Genomic DNA, 15,521 nt, shown 5'->3' on the forward strand with positions numbered 1-15,521 from the left:
GCGGCCATTCGTCGTCAGTGGGCCGCTTTGGCTCGATAAGTCGACTTCTTCGCCTGGTTCCCGCAGACGTCCATCGAGCACCACCGCCGCGTGCCCGGCCTCGACGTGTCCAGGAACAACGCCCCGCACCGCGCGCCCGCGCAGTGGCGGACCCGGTCGTACGCCGGGGACGTCACCAGGTCCAGGGCGTCCCGGGCCAGCAACGAGAACATCGCCGACACGGGATCCGAAGCGTGCCAACGAAGTTCGCCCGACGGATTCAGTGAAGGCGCCGGGACCGGCGCCGCCGCGAAGCGGTTCAGGCGCCGGCGGGTCGCCGGGCGGCATGAAGTGGTGCCGTCGGAGATCAGTTCGTGGATCGCCTCGCGCAGCGCCCGGGCGTCGCGGACCGCGGATTCCGGCACCACGGCCTCTCCGAACTTGCCGAACTCCTCGATCCACGCGCGCAAGGAAGCCCCGTCCGGCAACTCCTCCGTAGCATCGGACGTACCCCGATACCGCAGCGTGCGCACGAAATCGAGGCACAGCGTGCCCGCGCCCGACCGGAACCGCTCTGTCATGCACGTCACCATACCTCGGGAACCGGTTTGACTGGTACCTTCGGAACCGATCAAACCGGTGCCGATGTTCTGGGGTGAAGATGACCGAGACGAAGCCGCAGCAGCAAGCACCGCCCGGCTGGCTCGTGCTGCTGCTGGCCGTCTCTTGTGGACTGACCGTCGCCAACCTGTACTACGCCCAGCCGCTGCTCGCGGAGCTGCGGCACACCTTCGGCGTCGGCGAGGCGGCCGCCGGCGGAGTCGTCACCGCGACGCAGATCGGGTACGCCGCGGGCATGCTGCTGCTGGTCCCGCTGGGCGACCGGCTCGAGAACCGCACCCTCGTCTCCACCCTGCTCGGCGTCGCCTGCGCGGGCCTCGTCGTCACCGGGCTCGCGCCCGGGTTCGCCGTGCTGCTGCTGGCTTCCCTGCTCGTCGGGACGACCTCGGTGGTCGTGCAGATCCTCATCCCGTTCGCCGCCGACCTCGCCCCGGACCACATCCGCGGCCGGATCGTCGGGCGCGTGGTCAGCGGGCTCGTGTTCGGCATCCTGCTCTCGCGCGTGATCGCCAGCTTCCTCGCGGAGGTCACGAGCTGGCGCGTGGTCTTCCTCCTCTCCGCCGTGGCGATGGCCGTGCTCGCGCTCGTGCTGCGGTTCAGCCTGCCGAAGCGGGCGCCCAAGACCGACGTCGGCTACGGGCAGCTGATCCGCTCGACGCTGGCGATGGTGCGGAAACACCCCGCGCTGCGCCACCGCGCGCTCTTCCAGTCCGCGATGTACGGCGCCTTCAGCGCTTTCTGGACGACCATCGCGTTCGTGCTGACGGCCCCGCCGTTCAACTACTCCCAGCTCGGGGTCGGCCTGTTCGCCCTCGCCGGCGCGGGCGGGGCCCTGATCGCGCCGCTCGCCGGGCGCTGGGCCGACCACGGGCACGGCCGGCGGCTCACCACGACCGCGTTCATCGTGTGCGCGGCGGCCTTCGCTCTCGCCGGGTTCGGCGCGCACAGTGTCGTCCTGCTCGCGATCGCCGCGATCGCGATCGACGCGGCGGTGCAGGCGACCCTCGTGGTCGGGCAGCACACGATCTACCAGCTCGACCCGTCGGCGCGCGCCCGGATCAACAGCATCTACCTGGCGACGTTCTTCGTCGGCGGCGCGATCGGCTCGCAGGCCGACTCGATCGCCTACCACCTCGGGGGCTGGAGCGCCGTCGCCGTCTTCGCCGGCGTGCTGCCGCTGCTCGCCCTGGCCGGGATGACCCGCACCCGGGCGTGAAACTTCCTGCAGCGCGGCTGCAGGAACCTGACCGGCGGCCGGCCGCCGCACCCGCCGCCCGGCTGCGACGCTGGGTTCCGGAGGGTGCCATGACCGCACACGGCGGCTTGACCAGCATCGACGGCGGCGCGACCGCCCGCGCTCTCGCGCGGCCGATCGGCCGGCTGCGCAGCGTGGACACCGGCCGTGACCGGGTGCCCGGCGCCGCCGAGTTCCTCGTGCTGGTGGGCGGTGATCGCGCGGGCGACCCGAGCACGTTCGGCGCGCTGCGGGAGCACGCCCACGTCCTGTCGTTCGACCAGGCGCTGCTCGGCCCCGGCCAGGAGCTGATCACCCGGCTGCACCGCGAGCTCGACACCCGGGTGCTGCCCGGGCTCGGCGCGACGTACTCCCCCGACTTCCTCGCCGCGCTGCTGCAGACCGCGGTGATCCACCTGCGCGACCGGCTGCCCCAGGTCGGCGACGGCCGCCCGGTCGTCGTCGACTCGTACTACTACAAGGTGCTCGCCCAATGCCGGCTCTCCGGCGTCGCGGACAACCCGATGTTCGGCTGGTGGCGGAGCTTTCCCCAGCCCGCCAAGGTGTGCTACCTCGACATCGCGCCGGAGAAGGCGTGGCGGCGCGGGTACGGCTGCGGGCTCGGCCCGCTGTCCCACTACGGCGCCCGCCCGACGCGTGACGGCTTCGTCGCCTACCAGAAAGACCTGCGGGACCTGATGTTCGCCGAGTTCGGCTCCCTCGACGTCCGCGTGCTGGACGGCACCGCCGACGTCGCCGACACCGTCCGGGAGGTCCGCGCCGAGTTCCGGCGGCACTGACGGAGCGTCACCGAAATACGTACCGTTTCCCCCGTTCTCGCCCTGGTATGGCCGCTGCCGGGGTAGTCCGAAACTGCTACCGTACGCCCTGGGGCAGCTACCCAGGGGAGCGATCCATGAGCCTCGCGGACCTCGGGCTCGACGAAACCGCCGAGCTGGCGTACCGCCGTTGCCTGCGGGAAAAGACCGTGACGGTCGCCGGTCTCGCCGAATCCCTGCACCTCGACCGCGCGGAAACCGCCGGGATCGTCCGCGAGCTCGTCCGGCTCGGGCTGGTGCGGCAGGCCGACACGCAGACCTTCGACGCGCTGGACCCGGCGATCGCGCTGGAGAACCTGATCGCGGTCGAGATCAGCCGGCTGCGGGAGCAGGTGTCGCGGCTCGACGCGTGCCGGAGCCGGATCCGCTCGCTGAGCGAGGACTTCACCGCGACCGCGAGCCGCGCGTCCCGGCCCGAGATCCAGCACATCCAGGGCATCGGCAACATCCGCGAGAAGCTCGACGAGCTGTCGTTCTTCGCCCGCACCGAAATCATGGGCCTGCAGCCGGGCGGGCCGTGGACGCCCGAGACGATCTCCGCCGCCCGGCCGCTCGACCTGCGCTGCCTGCGCCGCGGCGTCCGGATGCGCACGGTGGTGCGGGCCGAGATCCTCGAGGACGACCGGACCCGCGCCTACCTGCTCGACCTGTGCGCGCACGGCGCCGAGGTCCGCACCGCCGAGGGCACCGACCTCGAACGGCTGATCCTCTACGACCGCTCGGTGTTCGTCGCCCCGATCGACGTCGCGGACAGCAAGAGCGGCGCCGTCGTCGTCGCGCAGCCGGGGCTCGTCGCGAGCATGGTGAGCCTGTTCGAGCGCGTCTGGCGGCAGGCGACGCCGGTGGGCGCGGCCGACACCGCCGCGCGATCCGGGTTGAGCACCACGGAGAAGCAGGTGCTGGCGATCCTCTGCCAGGCGGACAAGGACGAGCTCGGTGCCCGCGAAATGGGCGTGTCGGTCCGGACTTTCCGCAAGCACGTCGCCGACCTGATGCTCAAGCTCGGCGCGGGCAACCGGTTCCAGACGGCGCTGCTGGCCAAGGAACGCGGCTGGATCTGAGCAATCCCGGGTTTCTGCCAGTGCCGCGGCGGTCACAATCGGTACGTCCGTACTCCCCCGCGCACCCAGGAGCCGACCGTGGCCACGCTCGCCCGCATCACGCTTCCCGTCGTCATGGCGATCGCCGCCGCGTTCACCCTCGCCTCGGCCACCGCCGAAGCCGCCCCGCCACCGGCCCGCACGGCCTGCCCCGACAACAACATCTGGGACCGCGTGCCCTGCGTCGGCTAGGCGAAGTGCGCCCGGCGTTTGCCGGCCCACTCGGCGTAGGTCGTTCCCGGCCGTCCCAACAGGTCTTCGACGACCCCGGTCGGTACCTGCGGATGCCGCGTGGTTGCCGCGAAGCCGGTCAACAGCCAGTCGGCGACCTGCTCGGGGAGGCCGAAGCCGAGCCACTGCGCGCGTTGCTCGTCCGGCGTCAGCTCGTGGAACCGGATGTCCTTGCCCAACACGGCCGCGAGGATCTCGACCTGGCCGCGCAGGCTGATCGCCTCCGGTCCACTGAGGACGTGCGTGGCGCCGACGTGCCCGCCGGTGGTGAGCACGCGGGCGGCGACCGCGGCGATGTCACCGAGGTCGATCGGCGTCTGCGTCGAGCCGCCGTAGGCCAGCCGCACCTCGCCGGCGCGCACCATGCCCGCCCAGTCGAGGGTGTTGTCCATGAAGGACCCGGGACGCAGGAAGGTCCACGCGAAGCCGGCCTTCTCGACCTCGGCTTCGACGACGGCGTACGCGTTGCCGCTGGAGGCTTCGTGGCCGTCACCGACACTGCTGCCGGAGAGCGCGATGACCCGTTCGACACCGGCGTCGGCCGCCAGCTCGCAGAACCGCCGCACGGTCCGCGCCATCGGTGCCAGGTAGACGGCGTCGATCCCCTTGAGGGGCAGCGTTTCCGGCTTCGCGAGAGACCCGACGACCACCTCGGCCTCTTGGGGGAGCTTCGCGCGGTCCGGGTCGACGGTCAGGGCCCGCACGGCCTTGCCCGCGGCCAGTAGTTCGTCCACGACCAGCCGTCCGACGCTGCCGGTCGCCCCGGTCACCAGGATCGTCATGACACCCTCCTCGGTTTCGTATGCCGTACGAGATCGTACGGCATACGAGAACTCCAGGCACATGTTTCTCGGAGGAGACCCCCGCTATCGGCCCCGGCCGTGAGTCAGGAAGTGATCGTCGGCAGCTCGGGTGCCGCGACGTCGTAGACCTTGCCGTCCTGGGTCAGGAGCGCCGCCAGGACCTTGGCCTTGCGGTCGGTCTGCTCCGCGGTTCCCCAGCGGACGATCTTGCCGCTCGACAGCGTGAACTCCACGCTCGCCGGGGTCTTCGCCGTCGCCGTCGTGACCTGCTTGAGCAGCTGCTCCGGGATCACGCCGAGGACCGCCGTGACCGCGCGGGTCACCGGGTCGTCCGCCGAGACCTTCGGCAGCTTCAGCTCCGGGAGACCCGCGGGGCGTGCCGGCACCGTCTTGAAGACCACGCCGCCGCCGTCGACCAGGTGGACTCCGTCGCCGCCCGGGCCGCTGTCGAAGAACGCGATCGCCGTGCGCTCGGTGACCGTGATCTCGACCGTGCTCGGCCACGAGCGCGACACCTCGACGGTCGCGATGCCCGGCATCGCCGCGACCCGGTCGCGAATCTCGTCGGTGCTCAGCCGCAGCAGCGGCTTGTCGATGGGGACGGCCGCCGCCGCGCGGATCTGGTCGGCCGTCACCGTGCGCGAGCCCGTGACCGAGACGTCCTTGGCTCCGAGCATCGAGCTGAAGAACAGCAGGTACACCAGCGCGATCACGGTCAGCAGGCTGAGCAGCGCGACCCACCGGCGGCGGATCTCGACCTGGCGGTTGGGCCGGTTCCGCGCGGCCGGCTTCGGCCGGGTGGCGGCGCGGGTCCGGCGGCGCTCCTCGTCCGAGCGCCGCCCCCGCCGCTCGCGCGCCAGGGCAGCACGATCCCGTTCGTCCTCTTCGGACGGACGGCGGCGCTGGCTGGTCGAACTCATGGTCTCAGCGCTTGTCCAGCTCGGCGAGGATCTCCGGGCCCAGCTGCGTCACGTCGCCGGCGCCCATGGTGACGACCAGGTCGTTGCCCTTGACCAGCCCGGCGACCAGGCCGGCGGCGACGTCGAACGCGGGCTCGTAGTGCACCGGCACGGTGACGGCGTCCGCGATCAGCGCGCCGTTCACGCCCGGCTCCGGCTCCTCGCGCGCGCCGTAGACGTCCAGCACGACGACCTCGTCCGCCAGGGACAAGGCCGCGGCGAACTCCGCCGAGAACAGCTTGGTCCGCGAGTACAGGTGCGGCTGGAACACGACGACGACCCGGCCGGTGCCGGCCGCGGTCCGCACCGCGCGCAGCTGCGCGGCCACCTCGGTCGGGTGGTGGGCGTAGTCGTCGTAGACGCGGACGTCGCCGGAGCGGCCCTTGAACTCGAACCGGCGGCGCACCCCACCGAAGGCCGCGAGCCCATCGGCGAGCTCGAGAGCGGGCGCGCCCAGCTCGAGCCCGGCGAGCAGCGCGGCGACCGCGTTGAACGCCATGTGCTCACCCGGCACGGCGACCCGCACCGAAAGCTCCGAACCGTCGAGGGCCAGGCGAACGACGCCGCCGTCCGGGGCAGGCGTGTAGTCGAGGATGCGGGCGTCACCCTCGCCGGTGACCGTCCGGCCGTACCGGCGGACGCGCACGCCCAAGTCCGCGGCCTGGTTGCCCAGGTCGTCGGCCGCGGGGTCGTCACCGCAGACGATCAGCAGCCCGCCCGGCACGATCCGGCCGACGAACTCGGTGAACACCTTGGTGTAGGCCTCGGCGGTGCCGTGGTGGTCCAGGTGGTCCGGCTCGACGTTGGTCACGACGGCGACCGACGGCGAGTAGGTCAGGAACGAGCCGTCGCTCTCGTCGGCCTCGGCGACGAAGACGCCGCCTTCACCGTGGTGGGCGTTGGCGCCGGACTCGTTGAGGTCGCCGCCGATGGCGAACGACGGGTCGAGCCGGCAGTGCTGCAGCGCCACCGTGAGCATCGACGTCGTCGACGTCTTGCCGTGCGTGCCCGCGATGCAGGCGACGCGGTGCCCCTCCATCAGCCCGGCCAGCGCCTGCGCCCGGTGCAGCACCGGGATCCCGGCGGCGCGGGCCGCGGCCAGCTCGGGGTTGGTCTCCTTGATCGCCGTCGAGACGACGACCGCGGACGGCGGCTCGGCCAGCTCGGCAAGGTTCTCGGCGCGCTGGCCGATGAACAGCTCGGCGCCCTGGGCCCGCAGCGACAGCAGCGCGCGGGACTCCTTGGCGTCCGAGCCCGAGACGAAGGCCCCGCGGGCCAGCAGGATCCGCGCGATGCCGGACATGCCGGCGCCGCCGATCCCGATCAGGTGCGCGCGGCGCAGTTCTTCGGGGAGCTCAGGCACCAGCGGCCTCCAGGACGATCTTGGCGAGGATCTCGTCGGCTTCGCGGTGGCCCATACCGACCGCCGCCGCGCCCATCTTCGCGACCCGGTCGGCGTCGACGGTCAGCGGGACCACCAGCTCGGCGATCTTCGCCGCGGTGAGGTCGGCGTCTTCGACCATCAGCGCCGCGCCGGCCGTGACGGCGGGGCGGGCGTTGGTGGCCTGCTCGCCGTTGCCGTGCGGCAGCGGGACGAACACCGCGGGCAGCCCGACCGCCGTCACCTCGGCGACGGTCATCGCGCCCGAACGGCACACGGCGACGTCGGCCGCCGCGTACGCCAGGTCCATCCGCTCCAGGTAGGGCACCGGCACGTACGCCGGCTTCCCCGGGAACTCCTGCACGACCAGGGTGTTCTTCGGGCCGTGCGCGTGCAGCACGCCGATGCCCGCGTCGGCCAGCTCCTTCGCCGCGCCGGACACCGCGCTGTTGATCGACTGCGCGCCCTGCGAACCGCCGAACACCAGCAGCGTGGGTGCGTCCGGGTCCAGCCCGAAGTGCTTGCGGGCCTCGGCGCGCAGCGCGGCCCGGTCGAGCGACGTGATCGACCGCCGCAGCGGGATCCCGACCACTTCGGCCTTCGGCAGCGGCGTGCCGGGGACGGCGACCGCGACCCGCGCGGCGAACCGCGCGCCGACCTTGTTGGCCAGGCCCGGCGACTGGTTGGCCTCGTGCACGACGATCGGGGTGCGCCCGCGCGCGGCCAGGTAGGCCGGGAGGGCGACGTAACCGCCGAAGCCGACGACGACGTCCGCGCCGACCCGCTCCAGGACTTCGCGGGTCCTGCGCACCGAGTCGCGGACCTTCAGCGGCAGCCGCAGCAGCTCCGGCGTCGGCTTGCGGGGCAGCGGCACCGGCGGGATCAGCTCCAGCGCGTACCCGCGGGCGGGGACGAGCTTGTTCTCCAGGCCGCGCTCGGTGCCGAGCGCGACCACCGTCGCGTCCGGGCGCAGCCGCATGACGGCGTCGGCCAGGGCGAGTGCGGGTTCGATGTGTCCTGCGGTGCCACCACCGGCGACCACGACCACGGGCGCCTTGCCCGCGGCGGCTCGCTCGGTTCCCTTGACGGGCTTACTCACCAATGACCTCTCCGGTTCGCGGTACTCCGGGTACCACGGCTCGCTGTTGTCCGCGCGGCCCCGCGAGACGTGGCCGCGCTCGTCCGTGCCGCGCTGCGGCGCACCGGCTCGCGGACCGACTTGCGCCGTTCCTGCGCCGGGGCGGGCCGCGCCGCACGGGGCGCGGGCCTGGCCGCCTTCGCACCGGCGCGCGCCGCCCCCTTGCGCGTGGCGGGCGGGCGGTACGGGTCGGGCGCGGGCAGCCGCAGCAGACGCCCGAATTTACCCGGCCCCTGTGTCCGCAGCGCGGCCACCGCCTCCGGTTCGTGCCGGGCGGCGTTCGCGAGCACGCCCATGATGAGCATGGTGATCACCAGCGAGGTGCCGCCGTAGGAGATCAGCGGCAGCGTGACGCCGGTGACGGGCAGCAGGCCGACGACGTAGCCGATGTTGATGCCGGCCTGCGCCACGAGGAACACGGTCAGCGTGCCGGAGACGATCCGGATCCACGGGTCGATGTTGCGGGTGGCGATCCGCAGGCCCACGACGGCGACCCCGGCGAACAGCGCGAGCACGACGACGCAGCCGACCAGCCCGAGCTCCTCGCCGATCAGGGCGAAGATGAAGTCGTTCTGCACGTTCGGCAGGTAGCCCCAGTTGGACGCGCCCTGGCCGAGGCCCTTCCCGAGCAGGCCACCGTCGGCGAGGGCGAGCTTGGCCTGATTGGCCTGGAAGCCCGCGGCGCTCGTGTCGGGGTCCGGCGAGAGGAACGACATGACGCGCACGAGGCGGTAGGGCGCGATCAGCGCCAGCACGAGGACACCGGCGAGGCCGCCCGCGAGGATGACGCCGAACAGCCGTTTCGGCGCGCCGGCGAACCACAGCAGGGCCAGCAGCACCACGGCCAGGGTGACCGTGCCGCCGAGGTCGGGCTGCAGCATGACCAGGGCGAACATCAGCAGCGCGATCGGCACCACCGGCACCAGCAGGTGCCGCCACTGGTGGATCACGTTGTACTTGATCACCAGGATGTGCGCGCCCCAGAACGCGAGCGCGACCTTCGCGGCCTCGACCGGCTGGAAGGTGAATTCGCCGAGCCGGAACCAGCCCTGCGAGCCGTTGACCGTCGAGCCCAGCGGGGTCAGCACCAGGACCAGCAGGCCGAGGCAGATCACCGTCGCGGTGGCCGACATCCGCCGGATCCGCTCCAGCTTGACCCGCATGCCCAGCCAGAACACGACACCGCCGAGCGCGACGAACACCAGGTGCTTGGTGAACTGCGCGTACACGCCGCTGCCGGTCTTCGGGTTGTAGGAGTCGACCGACGAGGCCGAGAGCACCATGACGACGCCGATGACGGTGAGCACGCCGGTGAGGGCGAGCACGAGGTGGAACGAGGCCAGCGGGCGCGAAAGCCACGCGGTCAGCGCGGTGCGGACGGCGACGAAGCCGCTTTCCTTGCGCTCCCGGCGCGGCCGCTTCGGGGCGGCCGAGGGCTTGGGCTCAGTGACCGTCACGCGGCGCCCCCGCTGCGTCGTCGCGGAGGACGTGCACCGCCGCGGCGAACGCGTCGCCGCGTTCGCCGTAGTTGCGGAACATGTCCAACGACGCCGCGGCGGGTGCGAGCAGCACCACGTCACCTGGCCGGGCCATCGCGCTGGCCGCACTCACCGCCGCAGTCATGGGTTCATGGTCACCCGGACGGAGGCTGTTCACCGGGACATCCGGCGCGTGTCGCGCAACCGCGGCGGCGATCACGGGTGAATCGACACCGAGTAGCACAACTCCGCGCAACCGGCCGGCGATGCTGATCACCAGTTCGTCGACCGAAGCGCCCTTGAGCTGGCCCCCGGCGATCCAGACGATGCTTTGGTGCGCGCGCAGCGACCCGGCGGCCGCGTGCGGGTTGGTCGCCTTCGAGTCGTTGACGTACCGGACGCCGGCCACCTCGGCGACCTCGACGGCCCGGTGCGGGGCCGGCTGGTACTCGCGAAGGCCCTTCACCACGGCGTCGGGCGTGACGCCGTGGGCGCGGGCCAGCGAGGCCGCGGCGAGGGCGTTGGAGACGTTGTGCGGGCCGGCCGGGCGGACGTCGGCCAGCGTGGCCAGTTCCTCGGCGCTGGTCGCCGGGTCGGCGACGAAAGCGCGGTCGACCAGCAGGTCTTCGACCAGGCCCAGCTCGCCGACGGACGGCGTGTCCAACCGGAACGCGACGCGCCGGGCGTCCTCGGAGGCGTGGTCGTCGGCGATCTTCGCGGACCACTCGTCGTCGGCGTTGTGCACGACGATCTTGGCGTGCGTGTAGGCCCGGCCCTTGGCCGCGGCGTACTCGTCCATCGAGCCGTGCCAGTCGATGTGGTCCTCGGCCAGGTTCAGCACCACCGCGGCGTCCGGCGCCAGCGTCGAGGACCAGTGCAGCTGGAAGCTCGAGAGCTCCACCGCCAGCACGTCGTAGCCCGCCCGGACGGCGTCCAGGGCCGCGTAGCCGATGTTCCCGCAGGCCACGGCGTTGGCGCCGCCCGCCTTGAGGATCGACTCGAGCATGCCCACGGTGGTCGTCTTGCCGTTCGTGCCGGTGACGACCAGCCACGACGGCGGGTGCTCGCGCAGCTGCCCGACCCGCCAGGCCAGCTCGACGTCGCCGATGACCTCGACCCCCGCCTCGGCGGCGGCCACCAGCAGCGGCGACGTCGGCCGCCAGCCGGGGCTGGTGACGACCAGCGCGGTCCCTTCGGGGGGCTCGGTCAGGCCGGGCACCAGCTCGGCGCCCAGGCCCTCCAGCTCCGCGAGCCGTTCGGCGTTGCCGTCGGTGACGGTGACGCGCGCGCCCAGCTCCGTCAGCACGGGGACGATCGACTTGCCGGTGACCCCGGCACCGGCGACCAGGACATGGGAACCGGCAAAATCCACGTCAGCCTCCGAGCTGCTCGCTGTAGAACAGGCCGAGCCCGAACATGCAGCAGATCGCCGACAGCAACCAGAACCGGATGATCACCGTGGTTTCGGCCCACCCGGCGAGCTCGAAGTGGTGGTGGAAGGGCGCCATCCGGAACAGCCTTCGCCGGGTCGTCCGGAAGACCGCGATCTGCGCGACCACCGAGATCATCTCGACCATGAACAGGCCGCCGATGACGATGGCGAGCAGCTCGGTGCGGGTGGTCATCGACAGCCCGGCGACCAGGCCACCCAGGGCCAGCGAACCGGTGTCGCCCATGAAGATCTTCGCCGGGGCCGCGTTCCACCAGAGGAACCCGACACACGCGCCGGTCGCCGCCGCGGCGACCACCGCCAGGTCCAGCGGGTCTCGCACGTAATAACAAGCTTGGGCCGGGCCGTTCGCGCAGGACAGCCGCTCCTGCCAGAACGAGATGACCACGTAGGTCGCCAGCACCATCGCCGCCGAGCCGCCCGCCAGGCCGTCGAGGCCGTCGGTGAAGTTCACCGCGTTCGACCAGCCCGAGATCACGATGTAGCAGAAGATCACGAAGATGATCGACGGGAACGTGATCAGCGCGAGGTCACGGGCGTAGGAGAGGCTCTCCGACGCCGGCGTGATGCCCTGCTCGTTCGGGAAGTTCAGCGCCAGTACCGCGAAGGCGACCGTGACCACCAGCTGGCCGACCAGCTTCGCGGTCTTGTTCAGCCCGAGGTTGCGCTGCTTGCGGATCTTGATGAAGTCGTCGAGGAACCCGACGATGCCCAGCCCCACGGCAAGCATCAGCACGAGCAGCCCGGAGACCGTCGGCGCGCCGCTCTTGGAGTTGACCATCCAGTTGATCAGGTGCGCGGCGAAGTACCCGACGACCATCGCGACGATGATCGCGACACCGCCCATGGTCGGGGTACCGCGCTTGGACTTGTGTCCCTGGGGGCCTTCCTCGCGGATCTCCTGCCCGAAGCCCTGCCGGGAGAAGACCCGGATGAGGTAGGGCGTGAGCATGATGGAGACCAGCAGGCCCGCCGCGGCCGCGATCAGGATGCTGATCACGCGTCACCACCGTTCGAGCGTGTTTCGGAGTTGTCGGTTTCCCGGGGTTCGAGCAGGGCTTCGGCGACACGCCAGAGACCGGCGGCCTTGGAGGCCTTGACCAGCACGACGTCCCCGGGACGGAGCTGATCATGCAGCAGGGCGGCGGCGGCCTCCACGTCGGGTACCAGGATCGATTCCTCGCCCCAGGAGCCCTCCTGGTGCGCCCCCTGGTGCATGGCCGCCGCCTCGGGGCCGATCACCACGAGCTTGGCGATGTTGAGCCGCACGACGAGCCGGCCGATCTCGTCGTGCGCGGTGATCGCGTCCGCGCCGAGCTCGCCCATCACGCCGAGCACGGCCCAGGACCGGCGGCCGCTCTCCCGCGTCATCGCGGCGAGCGCCTTCAGGCCGGCCCGCATCGACTCGGGGTTGGCGTTGAAGGAGTCGTTGAGGATCGTGACGCCGTCTTCGCGGGTGACGACCTCCATGCGCCGCGCGGACCGCCGTTCGAGCGCCGAGAGCCCCGCGGCGATCTCCGCCGGGGTCGCGCCCAGCTCCAGGGCGACCGCGGCGGCGGACAGCGCGTTGCCGACGTGGTGCTCGCCGTGCAGCGGCAGCGTCACGTCCGCCTCGCCGGCCGGGGTGACCAGCCGGAAGGACGCGCGGGCCTCGCCGTCGAGGGTGATGCCCTCCGCCCGGACCTGCGCGGAGGGGCTTTCGCCGACGAACACCACGCGGGCCTTCGTCCGGCTCGCCATGGCCGCGACCAGCGGGTCGTCCAGGTTGAGGATCGCGACGCCGTCTTCCGGCAGCGCCTCGACCAGCTCGCCCTTGGTCTTCGCGATGCCCTCGCGGGAGCCGAACTCGCCGACGTGCGCGGAGCCGACGTTGAGCACGACACCGATCTTCGGCGGGGCGATCTCGGCGAGGTGGGCGATGTGCCCCGGCCCGCGCGCGGACAGCTCCAGCACCAGGTGCCGGGTGTGCGCGTCGGCCCGCAGCGCGGTCCACGGGTGACCCAGCTCGTTGTTGAACGACCCGGGTGGCGCGACCGTCGGGCCGAGCGGCTCGAGCAGCTGCGCGATGACGTCCTTGGTCGACGTCTTGCCCGACGAGCCGGTGACACCGACGACGGTCAGGGTCCCCTCGGCCAGGCGCTGCACGACGAACCGGGCGAGCTTGGCCAGCGCGGCCAGCACCGCGGCGCCCGAACCGTCCTTGTCGCCGGTCAGCGCGACCGACCGCTCGTGCGCCTCGCCGGGGGCCGGTGGCGGCACGACGATCGCGGGCGCGTCGACCTCACGGGCGGCGAGCACGGCGACCGCGCCGGCCTCGACGGCCTTGGCCGCGAAGTCGTGACCGTCGACCTTCTCCCCCGGCAGGGCCACGAACAGGCCGCCGGGGACGAGCTGCCGGGTGTCGAACTCGACGCTGCCGGTCACCTGCGCGCCCGGGTCGGCGCGGTGCAGCCGGCCGCCGACGACGTCGGCGATCTCGGCCAGGCTGAGCACGATCACACACTCACCTCGAGTTTGTTGCGGATGGCCGCGGCCAGCTCGTCGCGGTCGGAGAACGGGTGCACGACGCCGCCGGCCGCCTGGCCGGTCTCGTGCCCCTTGCCGGCGAGGAAGACGATGTCGCCCGGCCCGGCCAGCGCCACGGCGTGCGCGATGGCCTCGCGGCGGTCGCCGATTTCGACGATCTCACCGCCCTCGGCGGGACCGACGCCACGGGCGCCGGCCAGCATCGCGGCCCGGATGGCCGCGGGGTCTTCGGAACGCGGGTTGTCGTCGGTGACGATCAGGACGTCACTGCGGCGGGCCGCCGCCTCGCCCATCATCGGGCGCTTCGCGGTGTCCCGGTCGCCGCCGCAGCCGAGCACGGTGATGATCCGGCCCTCGGTGCGCGCCCGCAGCGCGTCCAGGCCCTGCGCGACCGCGGCCGGCTTGTGGGCGTAGTCGACGACGGCGGTGAAGTCCTGGCCGACGTGCACCCGCTCCATCCGGCCCGGCACCTGCACCCGCGCGAGCCCGGCGACGATGTGCTCCAGGCCCACCCCGGCGGTGCTCAGGATCGCGGCGGCGAGCACGGCGTTGGCGACGTTGAACTCGCCGGGCAGCGGGATCCGGGCGGGCGCCGAGACGCCGTCCGGGCCGTGCAGGGTGAACGTCTGCTCACCGTGCGGGGTGGCCTCCAGGTCGGTGGCCTTCCACGCGGCGTCGGTGCCGGGATCGGTGGTCACGGTGATCGTCTGCGGGGTGAGCAGCGCCTGCCCCCACGCGCTGTCGACCACGACGACTTCGGTGGTCGAGCGGCCGTCGAACAGCAGCGACTTCGCGGCGAAGTACTCCTGCATGTCCTTGTGGAAGTCCAGGTGGTCCTGGGAGAGGTTGGTGAACGCGCCGACCGCGAACCGGGTGCCGTTGACCCGGCCCAGCGCGAGCGCGTGGCTGGAGACCTCCATCGGCACGTGCGTGACGCCGCGTTCGAGCATCACCGCGAACAGCGCCTGCAGGTCCGGGGCCTCCGGCGTGGTGAACCCGCTGACCAGGCGTTCGCCGGCGATCCGGGTCTCGACCGTGCCGATCATGCCGGTGGTCAGCCCGGCGGCCTCGAGCCCGGCGTCGACCAGGTAGGAGGTGGTGGTCTTGCCGGAGGTGCCGGTGACGCCGAGCACGGACAGCCGCAGCGACGGCTCGCCGTAGATCCAGGCGGCGATCTCGCCGAGGGCCGCGCGCGGGTCGGCGTGCACCAGGATCGGGACGCCGGCGTCGCGCAGCGCGGGCCGCTCGGCCCCTTCGGCGTCGGTGAGGACGGCGACGGCGCCGGCGGCGACCGCCTGGTCGCTGAAGTCGGCGCCGTGCGCGCGGGCGCCGGGCAGCGCGGCGAACAGGTCGCCGGGCAGCACGTGCTGCGCCCGCAGGGTGGTGCCGGTGACGGTGAGGTCGGCGGCGTCGGGCGACTCGGCGATCAGCCGGGCGTCCGCCCTGGCGAGCAGCGTCGCCAGCGGGACCGGGACGATGCGCGCCGGGCGCGGCGGTGCGGGGACCGCTTTCACCGGGCTTTCCGGCACCGGGGAACTGGACGAGGACACGGACACGGCCAAGAGGCTACCGGCGGCCGGTTCGGGGGCCCCCACGCGGTACGGCGATTGCGTGCGGGTCCGGCACATGTGCTAAACGGCGCCGCGGACCCCCTTGCCCCGCAACACTTTCCCGCGCGCGTCCGGCCGAAGTGGACGATGACCGGCGGAAAAGCCGTGAAGGCCACCTTGAGGGACGCTACATCCCTCAAGGTGGCCTTCACGGACCACAGAGCGGTAAGGG

The 15,521-nt window shown here is 72.4% G+C and carries 14 protein-coding genes; 4 read left to right on the plus strand and 10 right to left on the minus strand.

The features are described from left to right. Window positions 1–14 precede the first annotated feature (14 nt). The gene (locus ACGFMK_RS15000; protein ID WP_392762456.1) at window positions 15–560 is read right to left on the minus strand and encodes a CGNR zinc finger domain-containing protein; all 546 of its coding nucleotides are present in this window, start codon (window positions 558–560) and stop codon (window positions 15–17) included. 80 nt (window positions 561–640) lie between these two features. Here ACGFMK_RS15000 and ACGFMK_RS15005 point away from each other — a divergent pair, with 80 nt between their 5' ends. From ACGFMK_RS15005 to ACGFMK_RS15020, 4 genes are all read left to right on the plus strand, one after another. Further along, on the plus strand, window positions 641–1,816 hold the full coding sequence (locus ACGFMK_RS15005) for an MFS transporter (RefSeq protein WP_392762458.1): 1,176 nt from the start codon (window positions 641–643) through the stop codon (window positions 1,814–1,816). Window positions 1,817–1,905: 89 nt separating this feature from the next. Next, entirely contained in the window at window positions 1,906–2,634 is a 729-nt protein-coding gene (locus ACGFMK_RS15010) for a hypothetical protein (RefSeq protein WP_392762460.1), read from the plus strand. A gap of 116 nt (window positions 2,635–2,750) precedes the next feature. Continuing rightward, complete coding sequence (locus ACGFMK_RS15015; RefSeq protein WP_392762463.1) at window positions 2,751–3,734, plus strand: LuxR C-terminal-related transcriptional regulator; 984 nt, start codon at window positions 2,751–2,753, stop codon at window positions 3,732–3,734. A gap of 78 nt (window positions 3,735–3,812) precedes the next feature. Then, the gene (locus ACGFMK_RS15020; RefSeq protein WP_392762466.1) at window positions 3,813–3,965 is read left to right on the plus strand and encodes a hypothetical protein; all 153 of its coding nucleotides are present in this window, start codon (window positions 3,813–3,815) and stop codon (window positions 3,963–3,965) included. On the opposite strand, the gene ACGFMK_RS15025 is transcribed toward ACGFMK_RS15020, so the two are convergent. The 9 genes from ACGFMK_RS15025 to ACGFMK_RS15065 form a co-directional block, all read right to left on the minus strand. Then, window positions 3,962–4,786 (minus strand): NAD(P)H-binding protein, encoded by an 825-nt coding sequence (locus ACGFMK_RS15025; protein WP_392762469.1) that lies wholly within the window; start codon window positions 4,784–4,786, stop codon window positions 3,962–3,964. The two genes, ACGFMK_RS15020 and ACGFMK_RS15025, sit on opposite strands and share 4 nt — an antisense overlap. Before the next feature lie 104 nt (window positions 4,787–4,890). Next, a complete protein-coding gene (locus ACGFMK_RS15030; protein WP_392762471.1) occupies window positions 4,891–5,727 on the minus strand; it encodes a cell division protein FtsQ/DivIB in 837 nt (278 codons plus the stop codon). A 4-nt stretch (window positions 5,728–5,731) separates the two neighbouring features. Further along, window positions 5,732–7,129 carry a UDP-N-acetylmuramate--L-alanine ligase gene (gene murC / locus ACGFMK_RS15035; RefSeq protein ID WP_392762474.1) on the minus strand — a complete coding sequence of 466 codons (1,398 nt, stop codon included), beginning with the start codon at window positions 7,127–7,129 and terminating at the stop codon, window positions 5,732–5,734. Next, entirely contained in the window at window positions 7,122–8,246 is a 1,125-nt protein-coding gene (murG, locus tag ACGFMK_RS15040; protein WP_392762476.1) for an undecaprenyldiphospho-muramoylpentapeptide beta-N-acetylglucosaminyltransferase, read from the minus strand. The genes murC and murG overlap by 8 nt, the downstream gene beginning before the upstream one ends. Beyond that, window positions 8,243–9,742: a putative lipid II flippase FtsW gene (gene ftsW / locus ACGFMK_RS15045; protein ID WP_392762477.1), complete on the minus strand. Its 1,500-nt coding sequence runs from the start codon at window positions 9,740–9,742 to the stop codon at window positions 8,243–8,245. The genes murG and ftsW overlap by 4 nt, the downstream gene beginning before the upstream one ends. Beyond that, on the minus strand, window positions 9,729–11,135 hold the full coding sequence (murD, locus tag ACGFMK_RS15050; RefSeq protein ID WP_392762480.1) for a UDP-N-acetylmuramoyl-L-alanine--D-glutamate ligase: 1,407 nt from the start codon (window positions 11,133–11,135) through the stop codon (window positions 9,729–9,731). The genes ftsW and murD overlap by 14 nt, the downstream gene beginning before the upstream one ends. 1 nt (window position 11,136) lies before the next feature. Continuing rightward, on the minus strand, window positions 11,137–12,213 hold the full coding sequence (gene mraY, locus ACGFMK_RS15055; RefSeq protein ID WP_392762482.1) for a phospho-N-acetylmuramoyl-pentapeptide-transferase: 1,077 nt from the start codon (window positions 12,211–12,213) through the stop codon (window positions 11,137–11,139). Further along, window positions 12,210–13,712, minus strand: coding sequence for a UDP-N-acetylmuramoyl-tripeptide--D-alanyl-D-alanine ligase (gene murF / locus ACGFMK_RS15060; RefSeq protein ID WP_392762485.1), 1,503 nt, complete (start codon window positions 13,710–13,712; stop codon window positions 12,210–12,212). The genes mraY and murF overlap by 4 nt, the downstream gene beginning before the upstream one ends. Beyond that, window positions 13,709–15,253: a UDP-N-acetylmuramoyl-L-alanyl-D-glutamate--2,6-diaminopimelate ligase gene (locus tag ACGFMK_RS15065; RefSeq protein ID WP_392762839.1), complete on the minus strand. Its 1,545-nt coding sequence runs from the start codon at window positions 15,251–15,253 to the stop codon at window positions 13,709–13,711. The genes murF and ACGFMK_RS15065 overlap by 4 nt, the downstream gene beginning before the upstream one ends. Window positions 15,254–15,521 lie beyond the last annotated feature (268 nt).

This window comes from Amycolatopsis sp. NPDC049252 (assembly GCF_043197175.1).
GTDB lineage: Bacteria > Actinomycetota > Actinomycetes > Mycobacteriales > Pseudonocardiaceae > Amycolatopsis.

What these genes read in the sequence shown, in the direction of transcription:
- ACGFMK_RS15000 (WP_392762456.1), bottom strand. Translation starts at nt 560, where the DNA reads ATGACAGAGCGGTTCCGGTCGGGCGCGGGCACGCTGTGCCTCGATTTC.
- ACGFMK_RS15005 (WP_392762458.1), top strand. Translation starts at nt 641, where the DNA reads ATGACCGAGACGAAGCCGCAGCAGCAAGCACCGCCCGGCTGGCTCGTG.
- ACGFMK_RS15010 (WP_392762460.1), top strand. Translation starts at nt 1,906, where the DNA reads ATGACCGCACACGGCGGCTTGACCAGCATCGACGGCGGCGCGACCGCC.
- ACGFMK_RS15015 (WP_392762463.1), top strand. Translation starts at nt 2,751, where the DNA reads ATGAGCCTCGCGGACCTCGGGCTCGACGAAACCGCCGAGCTGGCGTAC.
- ACGFMK_RS15025 (WP_392762469.1), bottom strand. Translation starts at nt 4,786, where the DNA reads ATGACGATCCTGGTGACCGGGGCGACCGGCAGCGTCGGACGGCTGGTC.
- ACGFMK_RS15030 (WP_392762471.1), bottom strand. Translation starts at nt 5,727, where the DNA reads ATGAGTTCGACCAGCCAGCGCCGCCGTCCGTCCGAAGAGGACGAACGG.